The 26,409-nt window shown below is 60.8% G+C and carries 29 protein-coding genes and 3 tRNA genes; 11 read left to right on the forward strand and 21 right to left on the reverse strand.

Annotated elements, in window-relative coordinates; genetic code table 11:
* Positions 1 to 268 (forward strand): hypothetical protein (locus tag AB1402_09540; protein MEW6541838.1); only part of this gene is annotated, 268 nt, incomplete at its 5' end.
* Between the two features lie 80 nt (positions 269 to 348).
* On the opposite strand, the gene AB1402_09545 is transcribed toward AB1402_09540, so the two are convergent.
* The 10 genes from AB1402_09545 to AB1402_09590 form a co-directional block, all read right to left on the reverse strand.
* Positions 349 to 1,077 carry a response regulator transcription factor gene (locus tag AB1402_09545; GenBank protein ID MEW6541839.1) on the reverse strand — a complete coding sequence of 243 codons (729 nt, stop codon included), beginning with the start codon at positions 1,075 to 1,077 and terminating at the stop codon, positions 349 to 351.
* Positions 1,078 to 1,331: 254 nt separating this feature from the next.
* A tRNA-Gly gene (locus tag AB1402_09550) sits at positions 1,332 to 1,406 on the reverse strand.
* Positions 1,407 to 1,421: 15 nt separating this feature from the next.
* Positions 1,422 to 1,497, reverse strand: a tRNA-Phe gene (locus tag AB1402_09555).
* Positions 1,498 to 1,506: 9 nt separating this feature from the next.
* Positions 1,507 to 1,584: transfer RNA gene (locus tag AB1402_09560), tRNA-Asp, on the reverse strand.
* A 57-nt stretch (positions 1,585 to 1,641) separates the two neighbouring features.
* A complete protein-coding gene (locus AB1402_09565; protein MEW6541840.1) occupies positions 1,642 to 1,986 on the reverse strand; it encodes a hypothetical protein in 345 nt (114 codons plus the stop codon).
* A 137-nt stretch (positions 1,987 to 2,123) separates the two neighbouring features.
* Positions 2,124 to 3,308, reverse strand: coding sequence for a sulfite exporter TauE/SafE family protein (locus AB1402_09570; protein ID MEW6541841.1), 1,185 nt, complete (start codon positions 3,306 to 3,308; stop codon positions 2,124 to 2,126).
* Between the two features lie 82 nt (positions 3,309 to 3,390).
* Positions 3,391 to 3,585 carry a hypothetical protein gene (locus AB1402_09575; GenBank protein ID MEW6541842.1) on the reverse strand — a complete coding sequence of 65 codons (195 nt, stop codon included), beginning with the start codon at positions 3,583 to 3,585 and terminating at the stop codon, positions 3,391 to 3,393.
* A 768-nt stretch (positions 3,586 to 4,353) separates the two neighbouring features.
* Entirely contained in the window at positions 4,354 to 4,707 is a 354-nt protein-coding gene (locus AB1402_09580) for a hypothetical protein (GenBank protein MEW6541843.1), read from the reverse strand.
* A 129-nt stretch (positions 4,708 to 4,836) separates the two neighbouring features.
* Complete coding sequence (locus AB1402_09585; GenBank protein MEW6541844.1) at positions 4,837 to 6,015, reverse strand: sulfite exporter TauE/SafE family protein; 1,179 nt, start codon at positions 6,013 to 6,015, stop codon at positions 4,837 to 4,839.
* 137 nt (positions 6,016 to 6,152) lie between these two features.
* Complete coding sequence (locus AB1402_09590) at positions 6,153 to 6,347, reverse strand: hypothetical protein (protein ID MEW6541845.1); 195 nt, start codon at positions 6,345 to 6,347, stop codon at positions 6,153 to 6,155.
* 566 nt (positions 6,348 to 6,913) lie between these two features.
* Between AB1402_09590 and AB1402_09595 the strand changes: the two genes are divergently transcribed.
* The 3 genes from AB1402_09595 to AB1402_09605 all read left to right on the forward strand — a co-directional run bounded on the left by AB1402_09595 (position 6,914) and on the right by AB1402_09605 (position 9,411).
* Complete coding sequence (locus AB1402_09595) at positions 6,914 to 8,587, forward strand: hypothetical protein (protein MEW6541846.1); 1,674 nt, start codon at positions 6,914 to 6,916, stop codon at positions 8,585 to 8,587.
* Positions 8,588 to 8,711: 124 nt separating this feature from the next.
* Positions 8,712 to 9,224 (forward strand): hypothetical protein, encoded by a 513-nt coding sequence (locus AB1402_09600; protein ID MEW6541847.1) that lies wholly within the window; start codon positions 8,712 to 8,714, stop codon positions 9,222 to 9,224.
* A gap of 37 nt (positions 9,225 to 9,261) precedes the next feature.
* A complete protein-coding gene (locus tag AB1402_09605; GenBank protein MEW6541848.1) occupies positions 9,262 to 9,411 on the forward strand; it encodes a hypothetical protein in 150 nt (49 codons plus the stop codon).
* A 14-nt stretch (positions 9,412 to 9,425) separates the two neighbouring features.
* Here the strand turns inward: AB1402_09605 and AB1402_09610 are convergent, their stop codons facing one another.
* A complete protein-coding gene (locus AB1402_09610; GenBank protein MEW6541849.1) occupies positions 9,426 to 9,779 on the reverse strand; it encodes a hypothetical protein in 354 nt (117 codons plus the stop codon).
* A gap of 416 nt (positions 9,780 to 10,195) precedes the next feature.
* Here AB1402_09610 and AB1402_09615 point away from each other — a divergent pair, with 416 nt between their 5' ends.
* Both AB1402_09615 and AB1402_09620 read left to right on the forward strand, forming a co-directional pair.
* Positions 10,196 to 10,411, forward strand: a complete 216-nt coding sequence (locus tag AB1402_09615) for a hypothetical protein (GenBank protein ID MEW6541850.1) — start codon at positions 10,196 to 10,198, stop codon at positions 10,409 to 10,411.
* Between the two features lie 116 nt (positions 10,412 to 10,527).
* On the forward strand, positions 10,528 to 11,697 hold the full coding sequence (locus AB1402_09620) for a sulfite exporter TauE/SafE family protein (protein ID MEW6541851.1): 1,170 nt from the start codon (positions 10,528 to 10,530) through the stop codon (positions 11,695 to 11,697).
* A gap of 209 nt (positions 11,698 to 11,906) precedes the next feature.
* Here AB1402_09620 and AB1402_09625 read toward each other — a convergent pair whose 3' ends face one another.
* The 5 genes from AB1402_09625 to AB1402_09645 all read right to left on the reverse strand — a co-directional run bounded on the left by AB1402_09625 (position 11,907) and on the right by AB1402_09645 (position 15,718).
* A complete protein-coding gene (locus AB1402_09625; protein ID MEW6541852.1) occupies positions 11,907 to 12,215 on the reverse strand; it encodes a hypothetical protein in 309 nt (102 codons plus the stop codon).
* Positions 12,216 to 12,321: 106 nt separating this feature from the next.
* The gene (speB, locus tag AB1402_09630; GenBank protein MEW6541853.1) at positions 12,322 to 13,188 is read right to left on the reverse strand and encodes an agmatinase; all 867 of its coding nucleotides are present in this window, start codon (positions 13,186 to 13,188) and stop codon (positions 12,322 to 12,324) included.
* 2 nt (positions 13,189 to 13,190) lie between these two features.
* The gene (gene speE, locus AB1402_09635) at positions 13,191 to 14,018 is read right to left on the reverse strand and encodes a polyamine aminopropyltransferase (protein MEW6541854.1); all 828 of its coding nucleotides are present in this window, start codon (positions 14,016 to 14,018) and stop codon (positions 13,191 to 13,193) included.
* Between the two features lie 94 nt (positions 14,019 to 14,112).
* Complete coding sequence (locus AB1402_09640; GenBank protein MEW6541855.1) at positions 14,113 to 14,571, reverse strand: arginine decarboxylase, pyruvoyl-dependent; 459 nt, start codon at positions 14,569 to 14,571, stop codon at positions 14,113 to 14,115.
* Positions 14,572 to 14,854: 283 nt separating this feature from the next.
* Complete coding sequence (locus AB1402_09645) at positions 14,855 to 15,718, reverse strand: TIM barrel protein (protein ID MEW6541856.1); 864 nt, start codon at positions 15,716 to 15,718, stop codon at positions 14,855 to 14,857.
* Positions 15,719 to 16,074: 356 nt separating this feature from the next.
* Here AB1402_09645 and AB1402_09650 point away from each other — a divergent pair, with 356 nt between their 5' ends.
* Positions 16,075 to 17,601 (forward strand): ABC transporter substrate-binding protein, encoded by a 1,527-nt coding sequence (locus tag AB1402_09650; protein MEW6541857.1) that lies wholly within the window; start codon positions 16,075 to 16,077, stop codon positions 17,599 to 17,601.
* A gap of 326 nt (positions 17,602 to 17,927) precedes the next feature.
* Here the strand turns inward: AB1402_09650 and AB1402_09655 are convergent, their stop codons facing one another.
* From AB1402_09655 to selD, 5 genes are all read right to left on the reverse strand, one after another.
* Complete coding sequence (locus AB1402_09655) at positions 17,928 to 18,119, reverse strand: hypothetical protein (protein MEW6541858.1); 192 nt, start codon at positions 18,117 to 18,119, stop codon at positions 17,928 to 17,930.
* Positions 18,120 to 18,360: 241 nt separating this feature from the next.
* Positions 18,361 to 19,461, reverse strand: coding sequence for a YgaP-like transmembrane domain (locus AB1402_09660; protein MEW6541859.1), 1,101 nt, complete (start codon positions 19,459 to 19,461; stop codon positions 18,361 to 18,363).
* A gap of 181 nt (positions 19,462 to 19,642) precedes the next feature.
* The gene (locus AB1402_09665) at positions 19,643 to 20,428 is read right to left on the reverse strand and encodes a methyltransferase domain-containing protein (GenBank protein MEW6541860.1); all 786 of its coding nucleotides are present in this window, start codon (positions 20,426 to 20,428) and stop codon (positions 19,643 to 19,645) included.
* 3 nt (positions 20,429 to 20,431) lie between these two features.
* Positions 20,432 to 21,796, reverse strand: a complete 1,365-nt coding sequence (locus tag AB1402_09670) for a radical SAM protein (GenBank protein ID MEW6541861.1) — start codon at positions 21,794 to 21,796, stop codon at positions 20,432 to 20,434.
* A gap of 161 nt (positions 21,797 to 21,957) precedes the next feature.
* Positions 21,958 to 23,007, reverse strand: coding sequence for a selenide, water dikinase SelD (selD, locus tag AB1402_09675; protein MEW6541862.1), 1,050 nt, complete (start codon positions 23,005 to 23,007; stop codon positions 21,958 to 21,960).
* Positions 23,008 to 23,138: 131 nt separating this feature from the next.
* On the opposite strand from selD, the gene AB1402_09680 reads away from it, so the two are divergent.
* The 4 genes from AB1402_09680 to AB1402_09695 all read left to right on the forward strand — a co-directional run bounded on the left by AB1402_09680 (position 23,139) and on the right by AB1402_09695 (position 26,061).
* Entirely contained in the window at positions 23,139 to 24,017 is an 879-nt protein-coding gene (locus AB1402_09680) for a LysR family transcriptional regulator (protein ID MEW6541863.1), read from the forward strand.
* A 138-nt stretch (positions 24,018 to 24,155) separates the two neighbouring features.
* Positions 24,156 to 24,845 (forward strand): hypothetical protein, encoded by a 690-nt coding sequence (locus AB1402_09685; GenBank protein ID MEW6541864.1) that lies wholly within the window; start codon positions 24,156 to 24,158, stop codon positions 24,843 to 24,845.
* Positions 24,846 to 24,988: 143 nt separating this feature from the next.
* Positions 24,989 to 25,231: a hypothetical protein gene (locus AB1402_09690; protein ID MEW6541865.1), complete on the forward strand. Its 243-nt coding sequence runs from the start codon at positions 24,989 to 24,991 to the stop codon at positions 25,229 to 25,231.
* A 284-nt stretch (positions 25,232 to 25,515) separates the two neighbouring features.
* A complete protein-coding gene (locus AB1402_09695; protein ID MEW6541866.1) occupies positions 25,516 to 26,061 on the forward strand; it encodes a cell wall hydrolase in 546 nt (181 codons plus the stop codon).
* Positions 26,062 to 26,409: the final 348 nt, after the last annotated feature.

The following is a 26,409-nucleotide window of genomic DNA, read 5'->3' on the forward strand; positions in this document are numbered from 1 at the left end:
CGGTTATTTCTCTCCACAAATAAAAAAACCAGGTCTATGGCCTGATTTCTGCATTTCGCTCCCTCAACTACTTATCCCTGCCATCTTATCCCGTCAATCACTGACAAATAATCCTGGCAGGGACACCCTGGGGCAGGCCCGGCGCATCTCGGACCACCTCGGGTTCTTTCTCGACGGCAGGCTGGTCGAGTACGGAGTGGCGGCCGACGTATTTACCAACCCGCGGGAAAAGACCACCGAGGACTACCTGGTCGGCAACTTCGGGTAAGAGAGGACAAAGACGCATCACTCCCGCGCCAGGATGCCCCACAAGCGCCGATCTTGGGCCGGTAAGACACCATAGGAGCGTCACCCCCGCCCGTCGGTGCGTTCGGGCGCCTTTTCCGAGATACTCCGAAAACGGTAACCCAACCCGCGGATGGTTTCGATGTACTTCGGCCGGGCCGGATCGGGCTCGATCTTGCGGCGCAGATAGCGGATGTGCACGTCGATCGTCCGTGTTTCGTCGGCATCGTCGTAGCCCCAGATCGCCGACATGAGCCAGTCCCGCGTGAAGACCCGGCCCGGATGGGAAATCAGCGTCAGGAGCAAGTTGAACTCCTTGCGCGACAGACGGATTTCCCGGCCGGCCAGGTACACCTCAAACCGGTCCACGTTCACCGCCAGATCACCGACCCGGATCTCCGGCGAAGGCCCTGGTTCGGCAGCGATGGTCCCCCGCCGGCAGTGCACCTTTATCCGGGCGATCAATTCGCGGGGACTGAACGGCTTGGTCACGTAGTCGTCCGCCCCTAACTCAAAGGCCAGCACCTTGTCAATCTCCTGACTCCTGGCGCTCAGCATTACAATGGGGATAGCGGCCGTCTTCGGGTCGCGCCTGATCTCGCGGCAGATTTCATAGCCATCCAGGCCCGGGAGCATAACGTCCAGGATGATCAGGTCGGGGCGCAAACGGCGCGCCAGTTCGAGCGCGTCGACGCCGTCGGCAGCGGTAATCACCTTGTAGTGATAACGTTCCAGACTGTACCGGATCAACTCATTTATTTTCGGATCGTCATCGACCACCAGGATCTGCATTTGATCACCGCTCATCAAAAGACAGTGGTTCTCACCGCTAATGATAGTCGGCCATCATTAAGGCACGATTAAAACACGATTAAGCCGGCCTTAATTTTTGGTTAACCGGCCGGCCGCGCACCCGGCTCCTGCATCTCCTAATGGCCCACACGTCAAAACACGGCGCTGAACGAGAAACATCCTCATCCGGGCGTACGCCCCTTCAGAGGATGTTTCAATAAAGATACGAACAGACTGCTTCTGTTTATTTCTTCTGGAGCGGAAGATGGGATTCGAACCCACGACCCTCGCCTTGGCAAGGCGATGCTCTACCACTGAGCCACTTCCGCATGTTTTGTCCTTGATGGTGCCAAGGGACGGAATCGAACCGCCGGCACGGGGATTTTCAGTCCCCTGCTCTACCAACTGAGCTACCTTGGCGATTGTAGATGGCGGAGCTGACGGGATTTGAACCCGCGGTCTTCTGCGTGACAGGCAGATATGTTTACCTGGCTACACCACAGCTCCACCGACGAATCTAAGTATACACAAACCCACGGCTAAAGTCAACATTCAGCAAACCCGCTATATTCCCGGCGGTCGCGGGCGCCAGATGGTCTCCGGCGTCTCCGGATTCCAGTACGCGTCACAGTCCATGCAGCAGTATTTGCCCAGGCTGGGGGTGACGGCCATCAGCACCCCGAACAGCAGCAGGAAGGGGATCATCAGCCGGCCCAGCGGGTAAAAGAACCCCAGCAGGTAGCAGAGGACGGAACCGACGATGCCCACCCCGAACCCGGCCCCCAGTTTCACCAAGCGGCCGGTGGCCGTATTCTTGGAACCGCAGTCCGGGCACACGGGCCGCGCCAAGAGCCCCCGGCGCAAATAGCCCATTACCGCCGACGCCAGCACGGAACCTACGGGATTCATAGAATTCACGCGTATTCCCCCTCAAGTCGGCCGCCCCGAAAAACAAGCCCTGAACTGCTGATAGGGGCGGGGAAGCACCGAATCGGACGGCCGCTCCCCCGCCGAACCGTAGAAAACCCGCCTTATTCAGTAACCGGCTACTTGGCCGCCGAAGCCGACGCCTTCTCGCGGCGCTCCTTGGCCATACCCTTGAAGCACAGGTACAGGATGTAGAGGCTCAAGCCCAGCGCCGAGCCGAGCATCAGGTACTGGCTGGCCTTGGTCAGCCAGAAGTAGCTGGTGAAGGCGCTGTACCACTCCGGCCGGCCCATCTCGGTGACCAGCATCTGGTGCATGAGTTCCCTATCGAACTTGAGGGCCAGAACAGCGTCTTTGACGTAACCCGCCGCCAGGGCGTGCGCCTCCAGGGCCGACCAGTACGTGCGCTCAAACAACCAGGCGATCTGGCGCAAAATCACCGAGAAGCACGCCAGCGCGATGGTCAGCGCGAAGAGGAACCGGATGAAGAGTCCGTACACGTACTTGGTGGTCAGAGTGCCGAACTGGGCGCCGAACGCCGCGCCGAGCAGCATGATCACCGCGGCCTTCAGTTCCACGGCCCCCTTGGCCGAGTAGCTGAACGCGCCGTACGCACCGGAAATCATAACCTCGAACAGGTCTGTACCGACGGCCACCTTGGTCGGCGTGCCGATGATGTACATCAGCGCGGGCACCCGCAGGAAGCCGCCGCCGACGCCCAGGACGCCGGCCACGAAACCGGTCAGGCAGCCCACGAAGATGACCACCCAGATGGAAATGGTAATGTTGGCGACTTTGCAGTGCATCATCGGCGGGACAGCGACGTCCTTCTGGAAGAAGCGGGACAGGGGTGTACCGACGATGTCCTTCGACTTGACTCCGGTTTCCCGTTCCTTTTTGATGGCCTTGAAGTACTCGCTGAACATGTAGATGGCCAAAAAGCCCAGGATGACGATATAGATCCAGCGCACCACGGGTCCGGCGATGCCCAGGCGGGTCAACCATCTGATCATCTGGGCGCCCGCCTCGATCCCGGCAAACGTGCCGATGATCATCAGGAGGGCGATGATGACGCTCACGTGTCCGAAACGCCAGTGGCGGAAGGTGGCCACCACCGACTTGCCGGCCACGTGCGCCATGTCGGTGCCGATGGCGTACGCCATCGGGAACCCGAAGATATTGAGGGCGGGCGTGACCATGAAGGCGCCGCCGATGCCGAAGTAGCCGCCGATAACGCCTACGCAAAAACCGATCATTACTAACGGCCAGACCGAGATCTCCGCCCCGGAAATGGGCATGTGCATAGTTTTGTACCCCTCCAATTTTCCCTAACTTTATCTAAGTAAGGTGCTTAAAAAAACAATTAGTCAGTCGCAATGAATCTGACTAATGAAGCCCGCCGCCTTCTTCGTACTCCTTGGAGTATTTGCCGAGGTCGATGCGCAACAGCATAAACAGAAGGTCCGCCAGAATCGCACAAGCCAGGCCGACTCCGGCCATGGTCACGACGGTGATCAGGCCGAAGGTCAGCGGTGAGGCCGTCGCCAGATCCGTCGTATAGAGCCAGAAGCTTTCCAGCATCACTGGTCCCCCTTTCTACAGTTCTACTTCCCGACTACCTGACCGGTGAAAATGCACCAGACCCAGTAGCCTACAAACGCAACACTCACACCCACGACCATGAACTTCCAAAACGCTGCGGCCACGATCTCACTTCCCTAAGCTTAAGAATTTGGTAACAAGGATTCCCGGGAGTAACTTCTCTTTGTTGTTGGTCTTTCAGATATTAAGTGCCGCCATATCACCTCCGGTCGGAAATATGGGTAGTGACGGGTGCCGGTCAACATCCGTTCAAGCCGCCTCAACCGTCACCGGGGAACCAAATCAAGCATCGGATACCCGTCCACGACCCTCGGGCGCGGTCAGCCCGACTCAAGACCGGTGCCTTTATCAGACCACCTATGAGTTCTATGCGGCGCGCCTTTTTCCTTCCGGCGATTAAATCTTAATGAGACAAGCACATTTTGACATGATTGACAGAACATACGCACATAACACCGGTATTAGAACGTATACAACGGTATGTATTTGATATTGCTTTCACAAGGCAAACAAATAGCTAGATTATCACGTTATCACTCTATCTCCGGGCCTGCCCGGCGGTCAACAAAGAGATCGCCCTGATTAAGGGCCGTATTGGGGCGCAATCGACGAAAAGGGGCGCGAAAATGGTGGCAGAAGGAAGGTGATTGTCCATTGAAGCGTTTTTTGAGCAAAAAAAAGTCCCCGGGCCGAAACCCGGGGGAAGTCGTGGGTATGAAGGGGCAATGCTGTTTTGCAGAATTAGGATCAGATGCCAGGCGGCCGCGGTCGCCAGATGGTCTCCGGCGTCTCCGGATTCCAGTATGCGTCACAGTCCATGCAACAGTACTTGCCCAAGCTGGGGGTGACGGCCATCAGCAAACCAAAGAAAAGCAGGAAGGGGATCATCAGCCGGCCCAGCGGGTAGAAAAAGCCGAGCAGGTAGCAGAGGATCGATCCGACGATGCCCACCCCGAACCCGGCGCCCAGTTTCACCAAGCGGCCGGTGGCCGTGTTCTTGGAACCGCAGTCCGGGCACACGGGCCGCGCCAGGAGTCCCCGGCGCAAGTAACCCATCACCGCCGACGTGAACAAAGAACCCACCGGATTTATGGAACTCACGCGTATTCCCCCTCAAGTCGGCCGCCCCGAAAAACAAGCCCTGAACTGCTGATAGAGGCTGGGGGAAGCGCCGCTCAGGCCGGCCGCTCCCCCGCCGAACCGTAAAAAACCGCCTTGTTCGGTAACCGGCTACTTGGCCGCCGAAGCCGACGCCTTCTCGCGGCGCTCTTTGGCCATGCCCTTGAAGCACAGGTACAGGATGTAGGCGCTCAAGCCCAACGCTGCGCCGAGCATCAGGTACTGGCTGGCCAACCTCAACCAGTAGAAGTTGGTGAAGGCGCTGAACCACTCCGGCCGGCCCATCTCGGTGACGAGCATCTGGTACATATATTCCCTGTCGGTCTTGAGGGCCGTAACCGCGGCCTTGGTATAACCCGCCGCCATGGCGTGCGCCTCCAAGGCGGACAAGTAGGTGCGCTCAAACAACCATCCGATCTGGCGCAAGACCACCGATAAGCAGGCCAGCGCGATGGTCAGCGCAAAAAGGAACCGGATGAAGAGGCCGTACACGTACTTGGTGGTCAGGGTACCGAACTGGGCGCCGAACGCCGCGCCGAGCAGCATGATCACCGCGGCCTTCAGTTCCACCGCCCCCTTCGCCGCATAGGTGAAGGCGCCGTAAGCCCCGGAAATCGCGACTTCGAAGAGGTCGGTGCCGACGGCCACTTTAGTGGGCGTGCCAACGATGTACAGCAGCGCGGGCACCCGCAGGAAGCCGCCGCCGACCCCGAGGAAACCGGCCACGTATCCGGTCAGGCAGCCCACGAAGATAACCACCCAGATGGAAATGCTGATGCCGGCCACTTTGCAGGTGACGATCGGCGGCACAGCGACGTCCTTCTGGAAGAAACGGGACAGGGGCGTGCCTATAACGTCCTTGGTCTTGACGCCGGTCTCCCGTTCCTTTTTGATGGCCTTGAAGTACTCACTGAACATGTAAATGGCCAAAAAGCCCAGGATGACGATATAAACCCAGCGCACCACGGGTCCGGTGATGCCCAGGCGGTCCAACCACCTGATGGTCTGAGCGCCCGCCTCAATCCCGGCGAACGTACCGATAATCATTAGAAGGGCGATGATGATGCTCACGTGTCCGAAACGCCAGTGGCGGAAAGTGGCGACAATCGACTTGCCGGCGATGTGCGCCATGTCGGTGCCGATGGCGAACGCCATCGGGAACCCGAAAATATTGAGTGCCGGCGTGACCATGAACGCACCGCCGATGCCGAAGTAACCGCCGATGACGCCTACGCAAAAACCGATCATCACCAGGGGCCATACGGAGATCTCCGCCCCCGAAATGGGCATGTACACTGGCTACACCTCCGAAATATTAAGGTTTAAATTGCTCCACGACTTTTGCAAACTAAAAAATGTGTTTGCCCAACCGAATCAGATTAAGTAAGTACACTAATTAATTAACATTTGTTTAAGACCAAAAATGATTAGTGCAGGCCCCCGCCTTCCTCGTACTCCTTTTTGTAAGCTCCCAAGTCAATCCGCAGGATAACGAACAACAGGTCCGCCAGGAGGGCGCAGGCCAGTCCAACCAAGGCCATAGTGGCTACCACGACCAATCCGAAGAGGAGCGGCGCGGTCTCCGCCATGCCGGTAGTCCAGATCCAGAAGGCTTCGAGCATGGTCTTAAGTCTCCTTTCAAAAAGCTATTTGCCCACCACCTGACCGGTAAAAATGCACCAGACCCAGTAGGCCACAAAAACCACACTGACACTGACCACCGTAAACTTCCAGAACGCTGCCGCCAAGAATCCCCACCTCCTCTCCTAAAGATAGTCCGTTTGTCGCAACCACTGCCGGGGCTGCTGGAACTGGAAGCCTTCCCGGCAACTCTCTTTTACCGGACCAAAATGTTCTTGTCTTCACATTCCTGCCCGATTATACAGTCGACCAAGAGCGTACCAAGTACGGCTGAACGAACTGGTTCTTGCGTGATTGCTATTGCGTTCACAATAACTCTTATCCTCGGGTTTATTATATTAGATGCCTTCTGAAAGTCAATACTTTTGTCATTGGAATTTATGCCAGAAAGGACGGCAAATAGCTACACGCCTTATGTGTCAAGGCTTACAGGTTTACCTCGCTTGATCTAAGTGTAGTGTACAGTAGCCCAGGCAGGAAATCCGCCGCTCGTAGTGAATATGGATACAAGAAACATTTGACCATGGTTTTGCGGGGTGATGTTCCTTTGGCCAGCATCGTCAAGCGCCAGCCGGGGGGGTGCCCCCGGCCCATCTACTACTACCACGAGACTTTCCGGGTCAAGGTTGACCCTGAGGCTCGGGGCAAGGGGCCGCGGTCGGGAAAAAGCGTGGTAAAATCCCGTGACATATACCTCGGCACGGCGGAGGAAGTGCTGAAGAAGTGCACCGCCGGGCAATTGCCGCACGACCTGTCGAAGCTCGAATTCGGCCTGGTCTGCGCCGCGCTGGAGATCGCCCGGGAGGCCGGCATCGCGCAAGTGATCGACGAGGTGATGCCGCCGGCCCCGAACGGGCTGACACCCGGCCGATACATGCTGATCGGCGTGCTGAAGAAGCTCTGCACAGCCACCGGTCACAGCGGTTTGCGGGACTGGTTCGAGAGCACGGCGCTGCCCCGTCACATGGATATCGACCCCGGACTGCTCACCAGTCAGAACTTCTGGCAGAATTTCGACCTCGTGGCCGCCGAACAGGACTGCGCGTTTACCGCTGAACGAGTGTCCCGGATCGAACAGAAGATCTGGGAACGGGTCGTCCAAAAGTACGACGTCGCCGTGGATGCCGTACTATACGAAATGACCGGCCTCCACGCCTTTCCCTGGTTGTCCCGCGGGGGCTTGCCACGCCCGGTGGGACTGGTCCTGGGGGTGACCAGGGAAGCCCAACTGCCCCTCTTCCATAAGCTGTTCTACGGCCGAACGCAGGAACCGGGGTTGTTCACCGGAGCCGTGGAAGAGCTGGCCGACCGGCTGTCGGCCCTGGGCGGGCCCAAGGGTGAGCTTACCGCGATGGTCAGCCGGGGAGACAACTCCCCGGAAAACGTGAAGAAGATCCACCAGCGCCGCGCCTGGGTCGCCGGGCGGCTGGAACCGGCGAACCGGCCCACCCTCTGCAAGGTGCCGCTCACCAAGTACCAAGAAACCATTGACGGAAAGCCGGTCTACAGTACGGAGGCGCAGGTGTTCGCCGACACGGTGCAGGTGGCCGTGGTCTACGACGAGCGGGCTTACCGCCGTCAGAAAAGGGAACTGCGCCGGGAAATAGAGAGAATGGACGACAAGGTCCGGACATTATTTGCCAAGAACAAGCACCTCCCCAAGGACCAGATCGAGGGCCTGATCCGTGAGCTTGTTCAGGACAGCGACTACGGCCGCTATTTTGAGCTCGAGGTCGGGGGGAGACGCCACAAGGTCCTGCACTGCCGGCTGAACCGGAAGGCCTACCGGCACAAACTGCGCACCTTGGGCAAGACGATGCTCTTCTCCGACAATCTCAGCTTAAGCACCCGGGAGTTGCTCGAATTCCATCTCGAAAAGGACCGCTTGGAGGAGGATTTCCGGCGCTACCACGACCCCGCGGCCCAGCCCTTCCGGCCCCCGCACTATTGGACCGAGGGGCAGGTGCGGGTGTATACCCTGCTCTGCGTCCTGGCGCTCCTGGTGCAGCAGCTGATGATGCACCGTGTCCGGCAGGCGGGGCTCTCTCTGGATAACGTAGAAATGAAGGCGGAGCTGTCCGATATCTGTGAGATCGTGCTGAGCTTCTCCCACGGACGGGTAGAACGAAAACTGACCCGGAGAACCGGTGTCCAGGAGGACCTTTTTCAGTTGTTCGACCTGACGAAATATGTTGACGACCATTCAGGGCCGACAGGGTAATCACTACACACAGCACGCGCGGGGCGGCCGGCGGGTCGTGCCCCGCCCCGGCCGAGAACAGCGCTGAATGCCGCGGAAACGGCCATTTGAGGGACACAACACTAACCTGGGGAGGCATTTTTGAATGTGGAAATACATACAAAGAGCGCTTCTCGTGATCGTTCTAACAGTTATCGCCTACGGGGGCTATTTCCTCTGGACCCAGGCCGAACAAGGCCCCTCCGAGAAGCAAGTGCAGCAGGCCGTGGAGGCCTCGCTGAAGGAACGGGTGCCGGTGCAGATCATTCACTTCGCGGGGTACCGCGTACGCGACGGTGAAGACGGAACCGTCGACAAGGTCTATGTCCTGAAGATCGGGAAGGCCGAAAACGACCAGCACGGCCGGGAGTACTGGCCGGTGACCGTGGTCGTCAAAGGTGAGTGTTCAGTGGTCTACGGAACCAGGAAAGAAGGCGGCGCGGTCTACGGCCTGGTCAGGGAAAGGCACCCCTTTGAGGGGACGGCCAGGTACCACATGTACCGGACGGCGGCCTACGGGCAAAAGACGGTGGTCGACCAAGCGGCATGGGCGGCCAAACCGTATGAAGTCACCGGCGACGAGCCGGAGCCCAGGCGGGTCCGCCCCTGGTCCCAGTAAGCGCCAAGACTATTAGTGGATGGACAGGAGTGATCGGATGAACCCGCGGATGATAATCGCCCTGATTCTCACGGCAATACTGCTCTACTACGGCATTTTCGTACTAAAAATAGACCTGGTGCCCATCATCTTGGTGCTGGTCCTGGGCGCGCTGGTCGGCCTTGCTCTGGCCCGCCTGAGGAGATAACCCGGGCAAAAACGTCACCGGTAGCTTTCGGCCAGGGCCGCGAAAGACGGATCCTTCTTGGCGGCCTCTTCGAGCGCCCGCTTCTTCAGCCGGCCGAGTTCCGGTTCCTCCCGCAGCACGGCGGCGACCGCCTCCGGCGATTGACAGACGAGGGCCCGGTTGAAGTCGTATCTCTTGAACAAGGCCACCACGTACTCCCCGCTGCTGGTCGTGTATATCTCGATCTGTTCTTGGGCCCGCTTGGCACCCAGGAACTTGTCGTAAATACCGATATCCACCCTGGCCAGCAACCGGCCGGCGAACTGGAGTTCCGGTTCACCGTCCCGCTTGAGCGTGTGCTTTTTGAACCCGGACCGCTTGAAAAACATCTCTTCGCCTCCTCACCTTGCTTTCCGCTGCAGTGCCCGATACCAGTGTACCATAAGTCCCCAACGGAAGCATAACGCACACACACCGGCCCTTGACATCCTTAAACTCGCAATTTTCAGATATCAACCAACTATTGACAACAGTGCGGGTGGGCTCTACACTATTAATAATGTGAAATATTGCACTTGAGCGAGACCTTTGATCAGGGGGTGAGGTCAAGGAACAGGCCGATTTATGTGAAAGTGAACGCATAATCTAAGAGGAGGTGTCCCGGAATGGTACAGACCATAGTCCGTATTTTCGTAATCGGTTTTTGCATCGCCAGCGTTAGTTACTGGTTTTGGATTATCGGCACCGGTGGACTTAAGCCGGGCGGGGGTTAAACCTCCAGCAGACGAAAGGGGGAAGCGTCGGTATGATGGAGTTTTTTGCGTGGACCGCTTATCTGGGCCAGAATAACCTGTGGTTGTACGCCGTGGTCAATATCATCACCATGGCGGCAGTGGGATTGCTGCTGGCCGGGCTTGCGGACCTCGTCATCAAGGGCATTCTTAAGATCGATCTTGGTGAGTACAAGAAGGAGTACAGCGAGGAAGAACTGGCCAAAATCAAAGGCGACAAGGGTCACTAGTCCCCGGGAGGTTTCTCAAGACCTAATTTTCCGTTCTGGTGACCGCTCTGCAATGTCATGAGTGGGTAATATTGTAGGTTTAATAAAAGCGGAGGTGAAACGCGGTGGAAATGTATATGCCCGTAAGTGGGGTTACAATGCCTTGGTGGCCGCTTTTGCTGATCGGCTTCACCGTGGGTGTGGTCGGCGGCTATTTCGGGCTCGGGGGCGCTTGGCTGGTCACCCCGGCCCTCAACATTTTCGGTTTCCCGATGATCTACGCGGTCGGCACCGACATGGCGCACATCATGGGCAAGTCGATCGTGGCCACCTTCCGGCACTGGAAATTCGGTCATGTCAGCCCGATGGTGGCTCTGGTGATGCTGCTCGGTACATTTTCCGGCATTGAAGTCGGCGCCCAGTTCCTCTTCTGGCTTACCCAGATCGGTATGGCCGGAGACGTGGTGCGTTATATGTACATGGGACTGCTGGCGTTCCTGGCCGTCTTCATCCTGACCGAGTATGCCCGGGAGAAGAAAAAGGAGAAGGAAGCAGGAGCGGAAATCAAGGACGTGGTCGGCACTCCCTGGTCCCGCTGGATTCACCAGACTCTGGACGTCGCCCCCCGCTTCTACTGCAAGGTGAGCAAGACCTCCTTCTCCATCTGGTCGATCATCTTCGTGGGCTGGGTCGTGGGCGTGGTGGCCGGCATCCTCGGCATCGGCGGCGGCCTGATCCGCGTGCCCGCGTTGATCTACCTGGTGGGCTTCCCGACCAAGATCGCCGTCGGTACCGACCTCTTCGAGGTGGCGTTCTCCGGCGCGTACGGCACCCTGACCTACAGCCTTAAGGGCGGGGTCGAGCTGATCGCGGCTGTGATCATGCTGGTCGGCGCGGCCATCGGCGCCCAGTTCGGCACCATCACCACCAAGTACGTGTACGGCCTGGTCATCCGCTTGGTCTTCGGGATCGCCGTTATCTTCGCCTTCACTTCGGTGGCCACCCGGCAGTACGCCTCCATCCTGTCGCGGCCGTACAGGAAGGAACTCGAAGCGCTCTTGGCGGAGGCGGGTCTAAAGAAGGTTGACTTCCCGGCGATTTACCAGTCCAAGGACAAGATGTACCACTGGTGCATTGAGGTGTTCAACCGGCCGGAATGGTACGCGCAGTTCTTGAAGGTCTACGCGTGGACCACGGCGGCCGGAATTCTGATGATGACCGCCGCCACCGGGCTGTGCCTGTTCATCCTCTACCAGTTCGCTCTGGGTGTACAACGGGAGCGGGCCAAGAAGTCGGTCGCCGGCTAGAATATAGGTGGCGACCGGGGAAAATCCCAAAGGCTCCGGATTATCCGGAGCCTTTATCTTCGTACATCTCCACCGCGTTGCGTTCAACAGTACTCTACTGTCACCGCATTGCCGGCACAACCCGGCACGGGAAAGCAAAGGCCCCGGTTTCTCCGGGGTCCGTGTTTGAACCGAACCGTAACTCGAAGAGGGGCTTGCTCACGGGCTTTTCAGACCCCGGGGTCCCGGGGGCGCCAGACCTTGGTGTCCCCGTCGTTCCAGTAGCCGTCGCAGTCCAGGCAGCAGTATTTGGCGAGGGGCGGGATCACGGCCATAATCAGGCCGGCCACCACCAGGAACGGGATGAGGATGCGTCCGACGGGGTAAATGTAGCCGGCGACGTAGACCACCAGGCTGCCGATAATGGCCAGACCCAGGCCGGCCGCAATCCTGACCGTGCGCCCCTTGGCCGTGTTGGTGGACTTGCAGGCGGGGCAAGGGGGGGTGTTGACCTTGAACAGACGGAACCGGACGCCCACGGGCCATCCCTCCCGGAAAAAGGATACGTGCGAATGAGCACTACCGTGTAATTCGCCATCCGATCCCTTGTTCCTGCCGGAACGCCGACTATTTGTGAAGAAAACCTCAAGCGTGCGCCTCAACCAGCCCGAGAAGAGCGTCGCGGACCACCCGGGCGGCCAGCAGGGCGGTGATTCCCGCTGGGTCGACGGCGGGGTTGACCTCCACCACGTCCCAGGCGATCACGCGCAATTGCCGCAGGAGTCCCAGGGTGTCCAGCAGTTCCCGGGGCGTTACCCCGGCCGGTTCGGGGGTGCCCACGCCGGGGGCGAACGCCGGATCCACGACGTCCATATCCAGCGAAACGTAGACCGGGCGGTCCCGCAGCGCGGACAGCGTCTCGACCAGCCCCGGCAGCACGCGGTGGGTGAAAAAGGCCCCGCTCTCCCGCGCCGTTTCCAGCTCCGGCGCGCACGCCGACCGGATCCCGAACCCAAACAGGTTTTGCCGGCCCAGGAAATCACCGATGCGCCGCATCACCGTCGCGTGGGAAAGGGCGGCTCCCAGGTAGTCGTCGCGCAGGTCGGCGTGCGCGTCGAACTGAATGACGACCAGTCCCGGGTGCCGGGCGGCCGCCGCCCGGACCGCGGGCAGGGTCACCAGGTGTTCGCCGCCGAGCAGGAGGGGGGTTTTACCATCGTGGAGCAGCCGGGCGATGACGGTTTCAATGCGGTCGAGGCCGGCGGCCACCTCGCCGGGCGGCAGGAGGACGTCGCCCAGGTCGTGGAAGGCCAATTCGCGCAGGTCGCGCTTAAGATCCAGGCTGTATTCTTCCAGGCAGTGGGACATGGCCCGGATCGCCGCCGGCCCGCCCCGCGTGCCCGGCCGGAAGGACACGGTCGCGTCCAGGGGAGCCCCGACGATCACCGCCCGCGCTTCGGCGTACGGAGACCGGGCCGCCAGAAAGTCCTGTTCTTTGACGACCTCCCGCATCGTTAACGGAAGCGGTCCGCCAGGAAGCGCGGCATGGCGAAACCGGCGCGGTGTATCTCCGGCGTGTAGTAACGGGTGCCGTATTCCCGGATCTTCTCCGGCGCCACCAGGGCGGGGTCGTGCTTCTTGGAGCCGATCGTGAAGCTCCACATGGCTCCGGGATAGGTCGGGATGCAGGCCCAGTAGGTCCGGGCCAGCGGGAAGATCCCGGCGATGTCCCGGTAGATCCGGAGGATCAGGTCCGTGTTGAAGTAGGGCGACTCGGTCTGGGCCACGAACAGCCCCTCGTCCCTCAAGGCGTCGTGAATCGACCGGTAGAACTCCGGGCTGAAGAGACCCACCGCCGGTCCGATCGGGTCGGTGGAGTCGACGATGACCAGGTCGAAGGTGTTTTTGTGCTCCGCCACGTACTTGATCCCGTCCCCGATCACGACCTCGGCCTTGGGCGAATCGAAACCGCAGGCGAGTTCCGGCAGGTACTTCTTGGCGGCGGCGATCACCCGCTCGTCGATCTCGACCAGGGTGGCTTTTTCCACCGCCGGGTGCTTGGCCACCTCGCGCAGGGTGCCCCCGTCACCCCCGCCGACGATCAGCACCCGGCGCGGGTCGGGGTGGGTGTTCAGCGGAACGTGGGTGATCATCTCGTGGTAGACGTACTCGTCCACCACCGAGGTCTGCACAATGCCGTCCAGAACCAGGGTACGCCCGAAGGGCACGGTATCCAACACCGCCAAGTGCTGGAACGGCGTCGTCTCTGTGTGGAGCGTCTCCTTCACCCGGTAGCCGATGGCAAAGTTGTCATTTTGCTTTTCGGTGAACCACAGATGCAAATCTGATTCCCCCCCAAAAATAGAATCTTGGATTTTCATCCCCGTATGAGCGACGAGGAATCGTCGTGAGCGACTCCCTTGAAGACAGTCATTGTCAGTACCACAGCGGGACAGCCGCCAGACAGCACCCCACCCGTTCCACACGGTGCTCCACGGCGGCGATTCTCTTTTCTTTCACGGTCAGCCCGCGCCGGGCAAAGGCTTCGTCCAGCATCTTGCTGACGATGTCGTGGGCCTCTTGGCGGCTGCACTTGCCACCGAATTCCATGATCACGCCGATGCTGTCCGGAGAGACGATCACCCCGGCGGCGGCGGCGATCAGCTCTCCCTCGACGTCGCACACGATGGAACCGTAGGCGGTCGGTACCAGCGCGCCCGGGGGCAATTGTAAATTGGAGTCGTAAACGGCGTTCGGCGGCAGAATGCTGGATAAGCGCACCAAATTAACGTTGCCGATACGGGCCGCCAGAAGCGCGTTGTCGAAAGCGTTCAGGGCGGTGGACCCTTCGGCACAGGCCGCGGTAACAAAGTACCTGGTGGGTGTCGGCAGCATGCACTTCTCTCCTCAAGATTAGATAGGGCAATCACAACTTAGATAGGGCAATCACAACGAGAATAATTATATAGAATCCGGCGGGAAAAGAAAACCATCCCCGCTGAGAACCGCCGGGAATTCTTGTTGAGGAATGCTGTTTCCGGCGAAACCCGCAGGATGGGGACTGGCTCCTTTTCCTGGCGGCCGGCCTTTCATCAGCAAGTGCAAACTGTTCTTCGGGAAGAGGTGCCTGTCCCCCTCGCTTCCTGACTCCTGTCTCCTGGATTCTGAATTCTGAATTCTACATTCTCTGCCTTCTTAGTGCTTCCCGGTAGATGTCCCGGTAGGCGCAGGCGTCTTCGGACTGGGTACCGTTGGACTCACAGATGATGGTTGGGGTAAGTTCCCTTTCCACCATCAATTCGGCCAGGGGCCGGAAATCGGGACCAAAACCCGCGTCCGCCAGGGTGCGGTGCCGCCGCTCCCCCTTTTTCGTAAACTCCACCGGGCTGAAGTGGATGTGCAGCGTGCGCAGCACGTCTTTGCCCACCGCGGCCTCCACCCGGTCCAGCACCGCCGCGTAGGCCTCCCGGTCCGTCATCAGCCCGCCCGTGACGGCGTGCACGTGCCCGAAGTCGACACAGGGGATTACGTTCGGGGCCACCCGGCACAATTCCAGAACCTCGCCCAGCAGGCCCAGGTAGCTGTACCGCCCCAGTGTCTCCGGCAGGACGCAAACGCCTTCCAGCCCCTCGCGGGCCGCCTCGTCCAGTGTCGCCTCGAGGGCGGCTTGAGTCCGCCGCAGCGCGCCCTCTCGGCTGCCTTTCACACTCCCCGGGTGAAACACCACCCGGGTGGCACCCATCCAGTGCGCCGCCCGCATCGATTTCAGCAGGTGGTTCTTGCTCTTGGCCAACAGGACCGGATCCTCGCCGGCCAGGTTGATGTAGTAGGGCGCGTGAATGCTGAGCGCGATGCCGTTTTCAGCCGCCCTTTCGCCGAGCGCGCGGGCGGTGCGCTCGCTGATATTGACCCCGCGCACACACTGGTACTCATAGGCTGAAAGGCCGAGGCCGCGGAGCCAGGCCGGCGCCTCCAGCGACGACTTGTAGCCCGCCATGTAGAAGGCCTCCCCGTTGCCGGCCGTACCAAATCTGGCTTCCACTTTACGAAACCTCCCCCTCCCGGGTTAGCAATGACCCGAGTTTGATTTTTATATTTATGGCAGGATTTTCCTGCCAGGCCGCCGAACTAACCTCAGACTATATTCCGTTGAAGAAACAACCATAGGGGGGTGTGCTTACCCGGGGCATTATCTTAAAGGGGCACTCCGTCCGCACCAAGAAGTGAACTGCTCCGAAAATACAGAGCGGCGGTTTAGGTGATTTTCATCCTAAGTGATGCCGCATGCGGTACGGCTGTCTATATGTTAGATGCCAATGCGACCTCCGCCGATGCCCCGGCGCGCACCCTGCGACTTCTGCAGCAAAATCTTGACCAGTACGCCGACGGAGGTGTGCCATGCGCCGACGCCTGCTTGCCCTGCTGGGACTGGGTTTCATCCTGGCCGCCATGTTCATCCTGGCCGGCCGACTCGAGGACAACGCCAAAAAGGACCGGCTGACTTACGCCCTGGCCCGGTTCCCGGCCACCCTGGACCCCACGGCCGTTACGGACGAATCGGGGGCGGCCGTGCTGCTCAACCTCTACGAGGGCTTGGTGCGCTTCGAACCAGGGGGGACCGGAATTGAACCCGCGCTGGCCCGGGACTGGAACGTGTCGCCCGACGCCCGGACCTGGACCTTTTTTCTCCAGGAAGACACCACTTTCGCCGACGGCACCCTGCTGGACGCCGCCGCCGTAAAAGACGCCGTGGAACGGCAGCTCAACCCCGAGACCGCCGGACCGTACGCTTCCTTTATATACGGGCCCGTGACCCGAGTGGAAACCAAGGGCCGCCATATGGTCATTTTCCACCTGAAGCACCCGTACGCCCCGTTTCTCGGAAATCTGGCCATGCTCCCGGCGGCGGTCGTCCGCCCTTCCCTCGACCATGGCCTGCCCATCGGCACCGGCCCTTACGTGCCGGCCGCCATCGAATCGGCCCGGATCACCATAAAGGCCAACGCTGCCTACCGGGAAGGGCCGCCGCAGATGAAGGAAGTCCTGTTCGTGGCCATTCCGGATGCGGACGAGCGATGGCGGGCACTCGCCCAAGGCCGGGTGGACGTGGCCGAAGACACCGGGGCCGCCCTGCCGGCCGGGGGCCCGGACAGCCTGGTCATCGCTCAGGTAACCGGATTGGACCTGAGTTACCTAGCATTTTATACCAACAAAAAACCGTTTGACAATCCGAACGTACGGAGGGCGGCAAGCCTGGCGATAAACCAGCAGGCCATCGTGGACTACCTCTTTCCGGACCGGGCCGTGCCCGCCGCCGGGCCCCTGCCCCCCGGCACCCTGGGCCATCACCCCACCCTGGACCGAGACGCCTACAACCTTGACGAAGCCCGGCGGCTCCTGGACAAAGAGGGCTACAACGGCGAGGAAATCACGCTGATCACCTACCAGGACCGGCGCCCCTACAACCCGGCGGGCGGGGAGAAATTGGCCCGCCTCCTGGCGGAACAACTCGCCCAGGCCGGTTTCAAGGTGCGGGTGGAAGCCTACCCGTGGGAGATCTGCAAGCTCGCCATCCACCGCCAGGAGGGGCACGCCTTCGTGTTCGGCTGGGTCGGGGACAACGGGGACCCGGACAACTTCCTCTACACCCTGCTGGCCAGTGCTCAGATTCAAGCCGGGACCAACGCGGCGCGCTACTCAAACCCGCACGTCGACATGCTGCTCGGCCGGGCCCAGCAGGTAACCGACGCGGCGCTGCGCGAACGCCTTTACCGCCAAGCTCAGGAGCTTATCGCCGCCGACGCGCCGTGGGTATTCTTGAACCACCGGCTCGAAACAGCGGCGCACCACCCAACGGTGAAAAACCTGGTGGTCCAGCCCACCGGGGGCGCTTACCTGGCCCGGGTGCGCAAAGACGACCCGTGATAACCAAAGCTGACGCACGAAAATGCTCACAAACCCTTGTGCTTTGCAATTTCTTGATAAAAATAGCACGAAAAGTTTTCCTTCTACGATCCTCGTAAGCATTGATATACTTGCGTTTTTAAAGCATGCGCCAGTCCTGGGTGATGACGGTGCGTCCAGTCCCTTTAGGCAATAAATTTCGCACGCGGGTCTCGGAACACCCTCCAGAAACGGCGGAGGATTTCCGAAGATCTTTTGGTGACAAAATTTTTCACGCGGGTCTCGGAACTCCGGCCGTGACTCGGCCTCCCGGAGGCACGCGTCCCGGCTTCATTGATGACGTGCTTTCAGGCTCCGCCCAGTCTCCGGTGCACCGCTTCCTCGAGCTGTTCCAGAGTGACCTGGCCGCCCAGGAGTTCCCCGTCAACGGCGATGTTCGGGGGCTTGGGCAGGTCCCCGCCGCCCAGCATCATAAACCCCTTATAGACGGTTTCGACCTCCACCTGGGTCTCGAACTTCTCCTTGACCTGACCGGCCAAGGCACAGAGTCCCCTTCAGCGGAGACCCGCCGGCCGGTTCGAGTACACGGTGATACGCACCATCCCATATCCCTCCCTGCAAAAATGGGGACAGTCCCCTATTTTCAGTCCCCTGTTTTCTAAGGTATCCGCCAAACCCGATCAGGCCGCCACCGGGCCGGGTTAAGTTTGGTCCGGGAAAAGGGGACAGTCCCCGGGGAGAAAAGGGGACAGTCCCCTTTTTCCACGGTCCCCCTTTTTCCTACTGGCGAAAGAACATCCCGCGCGCCTTCCGGGCCGCGGCCCCGACCGCGATGTACGTGGGGCAGAAGCCGAAGAGCCCGGTGGCGAAAAAGGCCAGGCCCACCCAGCCCCACGGCGAATCCGGTTCCAGGAAGATCAGGCCGGCCACGGTGAGCCCGCCGGCCATCCGGACCAGCCGCTCCCGCGACCCCAGGTTGTACCCGCGGATGGTGTCCCGGACATCGTGGAAACTGAGCACCCCCTGCGGGCAGGCGTTTACGCACCGGCCGCAACCCATGCATTCCGCCGTGCGCAGCACCCCCTTCTCCCGAATCAGCCTGCGGACCGGCACACCCATGTCGCAGTTCTGTTCACACAAACCGCACTCCCGGCACCGGCCGGCGTCGGCCTTGATCTTATAGAAGCCGGCCACGTTGAGCACGCCCCAGGTGGCCGCCCACGGACAGGCCCAGCGGCAGAAGCTGCGGTGCCCGGTGAACGGGATAATCAGAAAGCTGGCGTAATAGCCCACCAGGATCAGGTCGTAGATCGTCCGGCCGTAGCGCTCATAAGCCTCGGCCGGATTGACCAGTATGTAGACGAAGTAGGCCCAGACGATTACGAAAGGAATCCATTTAAGGTGGCGCAGGCGCCACCAGAATTCACCTTTCAACGTGGCGTCCCGGAAAGCGAAGCCCACCGTTTCACGGCTGAACACGCAGGGGCAGTTCCAACCGCAGTCCACGCGCTTGCCGACCAGGGCCACCATTATGAAAAGGATGAAAAAGGGCAGGGCGCCGACCATGTGGACGCTCAAGGTGAACTCGGCCCCGGTGCCGTCGAGAAGCGGCATGCGCGGGTAGAACATCGGAATGAAGACCCAATACAGGAAAAACAGCCCCACCATCACCTTGACCCGCATCCGCTGGTAGGCGTCGGGCTCGGTCGCGAGCCGCCAGACGGCGAAGGCCGGAATCAGGTACAATTCCGGGCTGCCGTTCAGTTTCACCACCGACCCGCCCACTTCGACGTAGATCGGGTAGAAGAAACTGGAGGCCAGCCAGGCCAGGGCGATCGCGCTCACTATTTTCGCGCGCGCGATTTTCCTCGTGGAACTCATCTCTTCAACACCATCCTCGGCCCACCGGCGGCTAAGCGCCGCATTACGGCGGTCTCCTAGAGGCCGCGAAAAACAAGCATGGCTTGATGCGGCGAAGCCGGACGGCGCGGAGCGTACTGGGTGGTACGTGAGCACCGGACGGCGAGCCTGACAAAGCCAGGCGCAGTTTTGCAGCGGTCTCCTAGGTTTTGCGCCCGGTGATCAGGACATAGCCCAACACCCCGCCGCGCACCAGCTCCTCGGCCTGGGCCAGGAGTTCCTTGCCGCGTTTGAGGTCCAGGCCTTTCAAGTCGAGCTTGCCCACGGCCCGGGCCAGTTCGGCGAGGAGCAGCCGCTGCCGGATTTGGCCGGCCAGGGCGAGCAGTGCCTCCGGATGCGCCGTTGCGGTCAGGCCGGTGAACCCGGCCCGGGCCAGCACCGCCTGGTAGCCGCCCGCGGTGAGGGCGTCGGCGACGCAGGCCGCCCGGAATAAAAGCCCCCTCATTTCTTCGGGCAGCCGGTCCCGGTCCACCACCATGTCGGTCAGCCCGACGCGCCCCCCGGCGGCAAGCACCCGGAACATCTCCCGGGCCGCCGCCTCCTTGTCCGGAAAGAGGCAGAAGGAGCACTCGGAAATCACCGCCGTGCAGGCGCCGTCCTCCAGGGGCAGGCGCTCAGCGTCGCCCTGCCGGAATTCCACCCGGTCGGCCAGCCCCGCCTCGGCTGCGTGCCGGCGCGCCTGTTCCAGGTTCTCCGCGCCCAGGTCCACCCCCAACACCCGGCAGCCGAAAACGCCCGCCAGAAACACGGCGCTGGCACCCGCACCGCAGGCCGCATCGAGCAAGAAATCCCCCGGCCCCAGGCCCAGCGCCTCCCCCAGCCGCCGGGTCAGGTCAAGCCCTCCGGGGTGAAAACTCCGTCCCAGGAGCAGGCGGACGACGTCGTTTTGGTAGAAATCAACGCAGGCACACTTGACATTTTCACTCACCCGTTAACCACCTCGCTTCAACACGTTGTACACACAAAAGGGCACCAGCCCGCCGTCCGGCAGGAGCTGGTGGACGCAGCACTTGCGCGCCCGCTTCAGTTCGAAGTTGTGGATGTCCATAAAGGCGTGCACCCCGATCATGGTGATCCGGTCGCGGAGCCCTTCGAGGTCCTCCAGCGAAATCCCACAGCAGGAGGCCAGGCTTTTCAGGGACTCGTCCGTCCCGGGCACGGCCCCGGCCGACCAGAGTCCTTCCAGGGAAGTCTGGGTCAGGGGCGAAAGGTCGGTAATGATCCGGTTCTTGAAGTAGTCCAGGTAGTCGTCCACGTTCACCAGCCGGGGCGCCGTGGTCAGCCGCTCGCCCCCGGTATACACGTAAGTCAAGGCGAAGCAGGTCGGGTAGGGGCAGGGGACCGGCACGAAATCGGCCCGGGTCAGCTCACCCCCGGTCTGCCGCTCCAAACCGTCAAGAATATCGGGGAGAGTAACCCGGTCCAGCGGGTCAAACTCGAGCCGGTGGCGCCCGACCTGGGCCACCGGCTGGAACATCAGGCCGCGGATGCGCACGTTTTGCAGCGCAAAGCGCATCAAGCCGCCCAGTTCACCGTCGTTCACCCCCCGGACCACGGTGGCCGAAAGGACGATCGGAATGCCGCGGGCACTCAAGCGCTCCACGGCCCGGAGCTTGTCGGCCAAAAGGTCGGCCCCCCGGATCCGCCGGTAGACGTCCGCCGACAGCCCGTCGAACTGCAGGTAAACCGACGGCCCAAACTCGGCCAGACGCGCCAGGAAGGCGTCGTCCCGGGCGATGCGCAGCCCGTTGGTGTTCAGCTGCACCAGCCGGATGCCTTTGTCCCGGGCCATCGCCAACAGCTCGAAGAGCTGCGGGTGCAGCGCCGGCTCACCGCCGCTGAACTGGAGCACGTCCGGGTTGCCCTCGCTCTCCCGGTAGACGTCCAGCATCCGGCCCACCTGCTCGACGGTCAAAAAGCCGGACCCCCCGGCGTCGGCCAGACAGGCCGGGCACTTCAAGTCGCACGCCTGCGTCACGTCGATGATTGCCAGGCAGGTATGCTGCTGGTGGTCGGGGCAAAGGCCGCAGTCCTGCGGGCAGCCCTGCTCAACCCGACTATGGAAGCGGCGGGGGAGGGTACCGGGTTTGTTGTATTTCAGGCTGTACCGGTAGTGATCGATGTCGCTCGACGCCAGCGCCTCGGAGTGGCCGTGCTCGGGGCACCACTTGCGCAGGTAAACCCGCCGCCCCCGGACCAGGACGTCGGCGTGCACCAGCCTCCGGCACTCCGGACAAAGGCCCAAACCTACCTCCAGAAATATGTCCTCACGCTCGCGGCCACCGGGAGCCATCATTCCGCTTCCTCCCTTGTTACACCACGACTTCTCCGCAGACTGAGCGACGATGAATCGTCGTGAGGGACTACCCTGAAAATCCCCTCTCCCTCTGGGAGAGGGTCAGGGTGAGGGGTATTTTCATCCTTCCGCTGGTGCCGCTAGAGCGGCATGGTTGTCTTTTAGGAAAGCACCTCGAACGAGCCGGGATCGTCCACCACTCTGCCGATCACGGCTGATTCCCCGGCCCCCGCAGCGCCGCGCAAGGCGGCCAAAAGCGCCTCCGTTTTCTCCGGCCCCACCGCCATCAGCAGCCCGCCGGAAGTCTGGGGGTCGCACAGGACCAGCCGCGTTTCCTCGGGGAGCGCCGGCGCCCACCGGTAGCGCTCACGGGCAAAGCGGTAGTTGCCGTGGACCCCGCCGGCCACCGCCCCGGCCCGCACCAACTCCAAAACTCTGGGAATCACCGGTACCCGGGAAGCCTCCACCTCAACCCCCACCCCGCTCGCCGCCGCCATTTCCCACAGGTGCCCGAGAAGCCCGAACCCAGTCACGTCCGTACAGGCGTGCACACCGACCCGCAGCATGACTTCGGCCGCCTCCCGGTTGAGCGCGGTCATGTGACGCACCGCCAGGGTCTCCAGGCCGGCGTCCACCAGCCGCCGGTCGATGCCGGTGGCGATAACGCCGGTCCCGAGCGGCTTGGTGAGGACCAGGAAATCGCCGGTCCGCGCCCCGCGCCGGAACACGAGGCGTTCGGGATGGGCGAAGCCGGTGACACAAAGGCCGTACTTGGGAGCGTGATCGGTGATGGAATGCCCCCCGGCGATGGCGACACCGGCCTCGGCCGCCTTGTCGGCACCGCCGCGCAGAATCTCTTCCAAAATCCCGAGGGGAATGCTCTGGCTGGGGAACCCCACGATATTGAGGGCGATCACCGGACGGCCGCCCATGGCGTAAATGTCGCTCAGAGCGTTGGCGGCCGCCACCTGACCGAAGGTGTACGGGTCATCGACCACCGGGGTGATGTAGTCCACGGTCTGGATCAGGGCCAGCTCCGGGCTCACCCGGTAGACGGCGGCGTCATCCTCCCGGCCGGCCAGGATGCGGGGATCAACCAGGGGCGGCAGGCAGCGCAACAAGTGCGCCAGATCGGAATGCCCGATCTTGCACGCTCAGCCGGAACCCGGAGAGTAGGAAGTCAGCCGGAAGTTCGGGTAGTTCACCGTCATGTTCGGTTTCTCCGTTCAAAGGTGGTTGCCATCAGGGTATCACGGGAGTTAGTATTAGACAAATGCATAGTTTGCATATGTTTTATGTGTAATGGTTATGAGGGGACTCATGGTTATGAGGGGGCTTAATGATGGACGATATTCCCCTGTCCCAGCTGCGTGTCTTCCACACGGTCGCCCGGCACCTGAGTTACTCCCGCGCCGCTGAGGAACTGGCCTTGAGCCAGCCGGCCGTGTCCCGCCAGGTCAAAAACTTGGAAGATGTCCTGGGTTTGCGCCTGTTCGACCGGCGGGGGCGCCGGGTGCAGTTCACCGACGCCGGCCGGAGCCTCTATGAATACGCCGACCAGATCGTGCACCTGGCCGCCGAAGCCCGGCGCACGATGGACGGGCTGCGCCACCTCGAACGGGGGCAGGTGCGCCTGGGTTTGGCCGCTTCCGCGGCCGGGCACGCCCTCCGTTCGACGTTAAAACAGTTTCAGGCGTTCTATCCGAAAATCGAAGTGCGGCTGACGGTGGCGCCAAGCAGGCGCGTCCAGCAACTGCTCGCCGAAGGGGCACTGGACCTGGCGCTGGCCGGCCCGGACGTCCGGCCCGGGCTGCACATTGAATTTGTGCTGGGTGACACCCTGATCTTGGTTTCGGCGCCGGACCACCCCTGGACTAAAAAACCCCCGCCCGATTACGCCGCTTTGAGCCGACAGACCATCCTCTGGCCGCCGTGCGGTTCGGGTGTGCGGGAGGCGGTCAGTTCCTTCTTGCAGGAGTACGGCCTCCAGCCGAAAACGCTGGAGGTGCCGGACTGGGGCGCCATCCGGAACCTGGCCGCCGCCGGCACCGGTCTCGCGTTCGTTCCCGCCGCTCTGGCCGCACCGGAACTGGAAACAAGCCGTCTGGTGCAGTCCGGAGCCGAGTGGACGTCGAACTTCTCCCGCTGTCTCCTTTCAGCCAAGGACCGCCCTCTTTTCCCGGCGGCACTGGCCTTCGCCAATTTTGCCCGCAAAGGATAAAACCCACAATCCCCTAGAAAACTACAACAACCCGAAAAGACCTTGATTTCCCTGTTTTCCCAGCATGATACGGGAATGAAATTGGTAATAAAGCACACAATAAGAAAAACCCACTTACACAAGGAGGCAACTCAACACATGACCCACCACGCTCAAAACTTACAGTGGCAGTTGAACCACCTCAGGCAGGACCTGAACAACATCCTGCAGATGGCCAGCCAGCTTTCCCAGCAGGAGCAGAGCAACGCGATGGAGCTGCGGCGGCTCCAGCAACTGGAGAGTAACGCCTCCCAGCAGCTGCAGCGGATTCAGCAGATTTGCAGCAGCCTGAGCAACAGCTTGAACCAGGTGTCGGGGATCACCCAGCAGTACGGTGCCGGCATGCAGGCCGCCGGGGCCCAATTCACCCAGCAACAGCCCTACACCGGTCAGTTCACCCAGCAATACCAGCAGCCTTATACCACCCAGTTCACGCAGCAGCAGCCCTACACCGCGCAAACCGGTACGGCTCAGTTCGGCGGCGGGTTCAATATGCCGCAGTACGGCACCGGCGCGTATGCCCAAAACCTGGGCATGGGACAGTACAGTGCGGGCATGAACATCGGCAACTTCGGCGCGAACCAGTACGGCGCCCAGGCTTTCAGCCCGATGATGAGTAACATGGGTAACCTGAGCAATATCGGAAATATCGGCAATTTGGGCAATTACACCGCCTTGCAGTCCGGCTACCGGACCGGCGCCAACCACCTGCAGAACCCGACGAACGTGGGCAGCTACTGGACCGCGCCTTCCAATTATCTGAATCCGGCGGCGAGCGGCCAAATCTGAATTCCGGTAAACACCACGCCGCAGGTCAGCAGCTGGACATAAGCACCCCTGATAGGCCGTTTGAATAAACGGCCTATTATTTTGAGCCCGGGTATTAACAATATCTGGTGTTCGCGTTATAATATGGTTTGGAGGTGGAATTCATGGCCAGGCATTTGCGCGAAGGAGTGACCTACAACCACCGGGACATCATTGAACTGCTCACCGATTTCTCGGCCTTCAAGGACCGGGTCGGGAAGAGGTTTCGCGACCTGTCCGCCGAGTTGTCCGGAAAACCGAATGAACACGTTCTGTGGGTCAACCTCTACCTGGTGTCAAGCGATTATGCCCAGGATCTGACGGGCAGAACCGGGAAAAACCAGCCTCAGGACGGGCAAACGGCCTGATCCGCCCGGTCAAGGGAAAAAGACCAGGGATCCAGGATCTTGGTTTTGAAAAAGCGGCCGGCCTGATTCAGTGTTCAACCGGCGCTTTTTTGCGCTTCCCGAAATTACCAGGAACACCGACTGGAAGAAGCGCCCAGCAAGGTATGCCTGTGATCTTCCAGGCTTTTCAGCCATGGGACCTCTTTCCACGGCGCTTGCCTGCCACCCCGTGCCATTGACCAGCCGAAACATCGCTTATATACTTCACAGTACCCCGTTTAACACTGAAAGGGAGTGGTAACGTGGTGGTTGTTGACTATTTGCGTGCCTTTGGACAAAAACAGGTTCCGGCGGCAATCGGGGCGTACACGCTGATTATGGTCCTGTTTTCTCTCGCTCTGGGACTGACCGGCGGCCGCCCGGCCGGCGCGGAATCACCGCCACCCGGCGTCGTCGCGAAAGAAGCCGCTGACAAAGAGGCTTTAGATCACGGGTTTACAGACGGGGAAATCCGCTTGATCGCTCACGTGATCGAAGGCGAGGCCGCCAACGAACCGTACAAGGGTAAGGTGGCCGTGGGCGCGGTCGTCCTGAACCGGATGAAGCACGACAAGTTTCCGGACTCGGTGCGGGGGGTCATTTACCAGCCGCGCGCCTTCTGCGTGGTAGCAAACGGGCTTATCAACCGGACTCCCACCGAGGATTCCGTGCAAGCCGCCCGGGCGGCGGCGAGCGGCGAGGACCCGACCGGCGGGGCGCTGTACTTCTGGAATCCGCGCAAGAACCCAAACCCGTGGGTATGGGGCCGGATCCAACTGATCATTATCGGCAATCATATCTTCGCCCGTTAGCGTCTTCGCCCGTTAGCGGGACAAGATCCCGATTTTCCATGACGGATTTAAGAACGGGGCGTGCGTCAGCCCTGCAATTTTCCCAGGGCTGACGCACGCCTTTTAAACGTCAGGTATTTCAGGGCTTTCAGGGATTTGAAGCAAAAACTTTTCCGCGCTATTTTCCTAATAAACTCCTGAAAATAGCGGTTTGCAGTTGTTTTTCACGCGTCAGCCCTGCAATTTTCCGGGATTCCTGTCAACGGCCAGTGAAAATGTCACCTTAGAACACGCTAATTTGGCCTGAGAAAATGTCACCCCTTAAGATCGTTAAAGTGGCCTGAGAAAATGTCACCCCCTGAAACCGTG

The organism is Bacillota bacterium (genome assembly GCA_040757205.1).
In the GTDB taxonomy this organism is placed as follows: Bacteria; Bacillota; Desulfotomaculia; order Desulfotomaculales; family Desulforudaceae; genus Desulforudis.